Origin of the sequence: Phormidium sp. CCY1219 (assembly GCF_035615515.1) — a bacterium.
Lineage (GTDB): Bacteria > Cyanobacteriota > Cyanobacteriia > Cyanobacteriales > Laspinemataceae > CCY1219.
This window is the reverse complement of the sequence record NZ_JAJENT010000752.1, coordinates 1-455: the sequence shown is the minus strand read 5'-3', so window position 1 is coordinate 455 and position 455 is coordinate 1. Positions and strand designations below refer to the sequence as shown.

General features: G+C 43.3%; 1 protein-coding gene. It reads right to left on the bottom strand.

The features are described from left to right. Positions 1 to 455, bottom strand: a 455-nt coding sequence (locus LKK83_RS22755; protein ID WP_324633669.1) for a reverse transcriptase/maturase family protein, incomplete at both ends; no start/stop codon positions are given.

The following is a 455-nucleotide window of genomic DNA, read 5'->3' as shown; positions in this document are numbered from 1 at the left end:
ACCTGGTTCTCCCCCTTCTTCCGATAATTCCTGGGTATGACAAATTCTTGTCTTTTCGGGCTTGAGCTTTAATCCAACTTCGTTAAGCCATTGTTCAATCCAGTTGCGGGCTTTTAGTATGACTTCTTTGTGCGGCGAAAGTACCACGAAATCATCGGCGTATCGAATGATTTTCGGACGATAATTTTTATCTTGCTTTCCGTCAATGTATTTGGATTTAGGGAAGGCATTGACTACCGAATTTATCATCCCGTGTAAGGCAATATTGGCCAGGAGTGGGCTAATGACTCCACCTTGTGGGGTTCCTGACTCTGTTGCCTCAAATACGCCATTCTCCAAAACTCCGGCTTTGAGCCATTGTTTAATTCTCCGTTTGAACACGGATGGACAATCTAGTTTGGACAGCAAGTAATCATGGTTAATTCGGTCGAAGCATTTTGCAATATCTGCATCTA